The sequence below is a fragment of the Nocardioides jensenii JCM 1364 = NBRC 14755 genome, from assembly GCF_001552535.1.
Taxonomy (GTDB): Bacteria; Actinomycetota; Actinomycetes; order Propionibacteriales; family Nocardioidaceae; genus Nocardioides; species Nocardioides jensenii.
In genome coordinates this window covers 1-692 of record NZ_BCRJ01000031.1, presented here as the reverse complement: position 1 = coordinate 692, position 692 = coordinate 1, and the positions used below count along the sequence as shown (strand labels likewise).

The window sequence follows — 692 nt, the reverse complement described above, 5'->3', positions numbered from 1 at the left end:
CCGGGATCGGTGCCGTCACCGGGATCGGTGCCGTCGCCCGGGTCGGTGCCGTCATCGGTGTCAGCGGTGGGAGTGAAGACGACTCCGTTGCCGCCGGCTTCGAGTGTGCCGACGCCAGGAAGCGTGACCGCCCCCTCCGGCAATCCGCCCAAGGGCGAACCATCACCAGGGTCCGTGCCGTTACCGGGGTTCGTGCCATCGCCCGGGTTCGTGCCGTTACCGGGGTTCGTGCCGTTACCGGGGTCGGTGCCGTTACCGGGGTCGGTGCCGTCACCAGGGTCCGTGCCGTCACCAGGGTCGGTGCCGTCATCGGTGTCAGCGGCGGGAGTGAAGACGACGCCGTTGCCGCCAGCCTCGAGCGTTCCGACACCAGGAATCACCACCGAGCCACCAGGCAGTTCGCCCGGAGATGAACCATCACCCGAGCCAGGCTCATCATCGGAACCATCATGAGGACCGTTGCCGCCACTTTCCGGCGTGACCGCCACACCGTCCGGCCCAAACTGAAGGGCTCCAACGCCACTCAGGTCCAGGTCTCCCCGGACAGCCGGAACCGGAGCCCGGTCACCGTGATCCCACGTCTCGGGCGTGAAGTGAAGACCCCTTCCGTCAGCATCGATTACCCCAACGCCAGATACTGCGACTGAGCCGCTCAGGGCAGGCTCAATGCCGTCACCGTTGCCGTGGCCGTT

Annotated in this window: 1 protein-coding gene; it reads right to left on the bottom strand. The window is 67.3% G+C overall.

Features of this window, described 5'->3' with window-relative positions:
• A partial coding sequence (locus NJ4_RS26220; RefSeq protein ID WP_217996808.1) for a hypothetical protein occupies positions 1–383 on the bottom strand: 383 nt, incomplete at its 3' end.
• Positions 384–692: the final 309 nt, after the last annotated feature.